At 73.2% G+C, this 4,950-nt stretch carries 6 protein-coding genes and 1 pseudogene; all 7 read left to right on the top strand.

All coding sequences use genetic code 11. The features are described 5' to 3' along the window. Positions 1-682, top strand: a 682-nt coding sequence (locus ACY35P_RS14895) for a chorismate-binding protein (RefSeq protein WP_462116619.1), incomplete at its 5' end; no start/stop codon positions are given. Position 683: 1 nt separating this feature from the next. Next, positions 684-1,499 (top strand): aminodeoxychorismate lyase, encoded by an 816-nt coding sequence (gene pabC / locus ACY35P_RS14890; RefSeq protein ID WP_462116618.1) that lies wholly within the window; start codon positions 684-686, stop codon positions 1,497-1,499. Next, positions 1,496-2,545 carry an endolytic transglycosylase MltG gene (gene mltG, locus ACY35P_RS14885; RefSeq protein ID WP_462116617.1) on the top strand — a complete coding sequence of 350 codons (1,050 nt, stop codon included), beginning with the start codon at positions 1,496-1,498 and terminating at the stop codon, positions 2,543-2,545. Before pabC ends, mltG begins: the two co-directional genes overlap by 4 nt. After that, complete coding sequence (gene tmk / locus ACY35P_RS14880) at positions 2,542-3,189, top strand: dTMP kinase (protein WP_462116616.1); 648 nt, start codon at positions 2,542-2,544, stop codon at positions 3,187-3,189. Before mltG ends, tmk begins: the two co-directional genes overlap by 4 nt. Further along, entirely contained in the window at positions 3,186-4,211 is a 1,026-nt protein-coding gene (locus ACY35P_RS14875; RefSeq protein ID WP_462116615.1) for a DNA polymerase III subunit delta', read from the top strand. The genes tmk and ACY35P_RS14875 overlap by 4 nt, the downstream gene beginning before the upstream one ends. Then, positions 4,208-4,567 (top strand): PilZ domain-containing protein, encoded by a 360-nt coding sequence (locus ACY35P_RS14870; protein ID WP_462116614.1) that lies wholly within the window; start codon positions 4,208-4,210, stop codon positions 4,565-4,567. Before ACY35P_RS14875 ends, ACY35P_RS14870 begins: the two co-directional genes overlap by 4 nt. Then, positions 4,564-4,950: pseudogene (locus ACY35P_RS14865) on the top strand (hypothetical protein); the annotation flags it as partial. The gene ACY35P_RS14870 and the pseudogene ACY35P_RS14865, both read left to right, overlap by 4 nt.

Raw genomic sequence — 4,950 nt, 5'->3', positions numbered from 1 at the left:
GCTCTTCGCGCAATTGCGGCGCAACAATCCCGCGCCGTTCGCCGGCCTCTTCGCAGGCGAGGGCTGGTCGGTCGTCAGCGCGTCGCCCGAGCGACTCGTGTCGACCTGCGGCGACCGCGTGGAGACGCGGCCCATCGCCGGCACGCGGCCGCGCCTGCCGGGCGACGACGATGTCTCGCGCGTGCGCGAACTGGTCGGCCATCCGAAGGAACGCGCCGAGCACGTGATGCTGATCGACCTCGAGCGAAACGACCTCGGCCGCGTCTGCCGGCCCGGCACGGTCGAGGTCGACGAACTGATGACCGTCGAGAGTTACGCGCACGTGCACCACATCGTGAGCAACGTGCGCGGACGCCTGCGCAAGGGCGTCACGCCCGGCGAGGTCATCCGCGCGGTGTTCCCGGGCGGCACCATCACCGGCTGCCCGAAGGTGCGCTGCATGCAGATCATCGCCGAGCTCGAAGGCGTCGGCCGCGGCGCCTATACCGGAGCGATGGGCTGGCTCGCGCCGAACGGCGACATGGACCTCAACATCCTCATCCGCAGCGCCGAGGTCGAAGGGGACACCGTGCGCTTCCGCACCGGCGCCGGCATCGTCGCGGACTCCGATCCGGCGCGCGAGCTCGACGAGACGCGCGCCAAGGCGCGCGGCATGCTCCGTGCGCTCGGCGTGGACGGCTGACATGGACGTGCGCGTGTTCTCGGGCGACCGGCGGGTCCACGCGGTGTCTCCGCTGGATCGTGGCATGGCCTACGGCGACGGCCTGTTCGAGACGATGCGCGCCTGGCGCGGCGACGTGCCGTGGTGGGACCGCCACTGGGCCCGGCTTTCGGCGGGCGCCGGGGCGCTCGCGATCGCGCTGCCCGGCCCGACGCACGTGCGTGCCGAGTTGAGGGACCTGCTGGACGGGCGCGACGGCGTGGCGAAGTTGCTCGTCACCCGCGGCGTCGGCACCCGCGGCTACGCGCCCTCGACGGGGCCCGTGACGTGGATCCTTTCGTGCCACGAGGCACCGATCGCCGTGTCGCCGCTGCGCCTGCGCTGGTGCGAGACGAGACTCGCCCAGCAGCCGCGCCTGGCCGGCCACAAGCATACGAACCGGCTGGAGCAGGTGCTCGCACGCGCGGAGTGGGGCCCGGCCGAGACGGCCGACGAGGGCCTGATGCTCGACGCCGAAGGTGCCGTCGTCTGCGCGATCGCCGGAAACGTCTTCGCGCGCATCGGCGGGCAGTGGCACACGCCGACGATCGACCGGTGCGGCGTGCGGGGCGTGTGCCGCGGCTGGGCCATCCCCGCGCTCGGTGCGCTGGAAACGCGACTCTCCGTCGGCGACGTCGAATCGGCCGAGGCGCTGTTCGTCTGCAATGCGGTGCGCGGTATCCTCGAAGTCGGGCAGCTGGGCGATCGCGTACGGTCGCCGCATCCCGAGGTCGCGGCGCTGCGGGAGCGCCTCGCCGCCGACCATCCCGCCTTCGCCCTGTCCCCGGAGACGCCGTGAGCCGCCCGCGCAAGCGCCGAACTGGTTGTTTCACCCTGCTGCTGCTCGTCGCGATCGCCGCGGCGCTCGCCGGTGCGTGGTACCTCTACGCGGGCTTCGCCGACGCGCCCCTGCGCGGCGTGAAGCCGGGCACGAGCATCGTCGTGCGGCAGGGCGATTCGCTGCCCGTCGTCGTGCGCAAGCTGCGCGAGGCGGGGGTGCAGGGCACGTCGCTCGAATGGTCGGCGCTCGCCAAGCAGCTCGGCGCGGCCGGGCGCATCCAGGTCGGCGAGTACGAACTCGAGCCCGGCATGACGCCACGCACGCTGCTGGTCGACATGCGCGACGGCCGGGTCGTGCAGCACAAGGTGACGATCGTCGAAGGCTGGAACATCCGCGACGTGCGCGCCGCGCTCGCGAAGGCCGAGCCGCTCGTGCACGACGCGGGCAAGCTCGACGACGCGGCGCTGATGGCCAGGCTCGGCCACGCGGGCCAACATCCGGAAGGCCGGTTCCTGCCGGAAACGTACGTATTCACCCGCGGCGACAGCGAACTCGACGTGCTGCGTCGTGCGTACGCGGGCATGGAAAAGGCGCTCGACGCCGCCTGGCGCGCGCGTCGTCCCGACACCGTGCTGAAGACGCCGGACGAAATGCTCGTGCTCGCCTCGATCGTCGAGAAGGAAACGGGCATCGCGGAGGAGCGCCCGGCGATCGCGGGGCTGTTCGAGCGCCGACTGAAGCTCGGCATGCTGCTGCAGACCGACCCGACCGTCATCTACGGCATGGGCCGCGCGTACGCCGGCAACATCCGCAAGGTCGACCTGCAGACGGACACGCCGTACAACACCTACACGCGCGCCGGCCTGCCGCCGACGCCGATCGCGATGCCCGGCGTCGCGGCGTTGCAGGCGGTCGCCAATCCCGCGCCAGGCGACGCCCTGTACTTCGTCGCCGTGGGCGACGGCAGCGGGCGCCACCTGTTCGCCAAGTCGCTGGCCGAGCACCAGCAGAACGTGCGCAAGTACCTCGCCAACTACCGCGCGGCACAGGCGGCCGGTCGATGACGCAGGCGGGCGGCCTGCATCGCGCGTCGAGGCTGGTGACGCTGGAAGGCGGGGAGGGCGCGGGCAAGTCCACGGTGCTCGCCGCGCTGCGCGCCGAGCTGGACGGCGCGGGCGAGGTGGTCTGCACGCGCGAGCCCGGCGGCACCCCGCTCGCCGAGCGCATCCGCGAATTGCTGCTCGACCCGTCGCACGAGCCGCCCTCCGCGCAGACCGAGCTGCTTATGATGTTCGCCTCGCGCGCGCAGCTCGTCGCGCAGGTGATCGGCCCGGCCCTCGAACGCGGCGACTGGGTCCTGAGCGATCGATTCACCGATGCAAGCCATGCCTACCAGGGTGGCGGCCGCGGCGGCGACGCGCGCCTGATCGACCTGCTCGAGCGCGAGTTCGTCGGTCTCGAGCCGGGCCTGACGTTGCTGCTCGACGTGCCCGTCGACGTGGGCCTCGCGCGGATGCGCGGGCGCGGCGACGCCGACCGCATCGAGTCCGAGCGCGTCGACTTCTTCGAGCGCGTGCGCGCGGCTTACCTCGCGCGTGCGGCGGCGCAGCCGCATCGCTTCGTCGTGCTCGACGCGACGCGGCCCGCCGACGCGGTGGCGGACGCCGCGCGCGCGGCGCTTCGTCGCTACATGGATGCGCTCGCATGACGCTCGCGCCGTGGGAGCGCCGCATCTACGACGGCCTCGTGTCCGCGCTCGACGCCGGCCGCCTCGGGCATGCGCAGCTACTGCACGGGCCTGCGCAACTCGGCAAGCGCCGCGTCGCCGAGCGCTTCGCGCAGCGCGTGCTCTGCGAATCGCCTGCCGGCGGCGAGCCCTGCGAGTCGTGCCGCAGCTGTCGCCAGTTCGCCGCGCGCTACCAGCGCGACCCCGTCGAGACGCGCCCGGACGGCAGCCTCGCGCATCCCGACGGCCATCCCGGGCATCCCGACGCGCTGTGGGTCGGCTACGTGCTCAACGAGAAATCGAACCCGAAGAAGATGCGCAGCGAGATCGTCATCGACCAGATGCGCGAGCTCACCCAGAAGCTGCTCGTCTCGCCGCAGTACGGGCGTGCGCGCGTCGCGCTGGTGGAGCCGGCCGACGCGGTCGGCGTGGCCGGCGCGAATGCGTTGCTCAAGACACTCGAGGAGCCGGTCGAAGGCCGCTACCTGCTGCTCGTGACATCGCGGCCGGGGCGCCTGCCGGCGACCATCCGCAGCCGCTGCCAGCAGGTCGAGCTCCGCGTGCCGCCGCTGGACGAAGGCCGCGCCTGGCTGCTGGCGCGAGGGCACGCGGCGCGCGACGTCGACGAAGCGCTCGTCGCCTCGCGCGGTCATCCCGGCCTTGCGGACGACTGGCTGCGCAACGGCGGGCTGGACCTGCGCCGGCGGGTCGCCACCGACCTCGCGAAGGTCGCCCGAGGGGAAGTCGCGGCCGGCGAAGTCGCCGAGCAGTGGGCGAAGGACGAGCCGGACCTGCGCCTGCGCCATGCCGCCGACCTCGCCGTCGAACGCGCCCGCGGCTTGACCGACCCGCGGGGCGCGCGCAGTCTGGCGGCCTGGTTCGACCTCGCGAACCGTAGTCGCGACCTGCTGCGGACCACCGTCCGCGCCGACCTCGTGATGATCGAACTGCTGACGGCCTGGCGCGCGACCGCGCGTGCGGGCCAGGAGATCCGCGACCGATGAGTGCTACCCCCGGCGGCGCGCGGCAGGGCATCCTGTCGCTGGTCCTGAAGGACAAGTCCCAGCTCTACCAGGCCTACATGCCGTTCCTGAAGGGCGGCGGCATCTTCATCCCGACGCCCAAGCGCTATTCGCTCGGCGACGAGGTCTTCGTGCTGGTGACCCTGCCGGAATCGGGCGAACGCCTGCCGGTGGCGGGCAAGGTCGTCTGGCTGACGCCGGTCGGCGCGCAGGGCGGCCACCCGGCCGGCATCGGCGTGCAGTTCCCGGAGACCGCGGAAGGCGACGCGGTGAAGGGCAAGATCGAGACGTTGCTGGCCGGCCTGCTCACCGGCGACCGCTCGACCCACACGATGTGACCGCCGCGCCCGCCACGGCGCTGCAACGGCCTGCGGGCGCGGTTTCATCCCGTGCCGCCGGCGTGCTCCTGGTGGCGCTGTGCCTGGGGACGGCCTGCTCGCGCGACCCCGCTGCGCCGCCCGTGGCGCCGGCCGCCGCGCCGACGCCCGGTCCCCGCCTGCCGCGTGCACCGCGCGCCGACGTCGCGCCGCGCCCGGCGGCCGACGCACCCGCGCGCCTCGAATCGCTCGCCGCCGCGGACGACACCTTCCAAAGACTCGTGGCCCGCTACGGTCGCGACGCCGTCGTGCGCGCCACGCTGCCGGGCGCCGAGGGTGCGGAGGTCGACGGCTGGGTGCTGTTTCCGAACGACGCCACGCGACGCGTCGAGGTGTACCCGGAC

It is taken from the genome of Lysobacter xanthus (assembly GCF_047159895.1).
The sequence above is the reverse complement of the archived record's forward strand: the minus strand, read 5'-3'. Positions and strand labels throughout refer to the sequence as shown.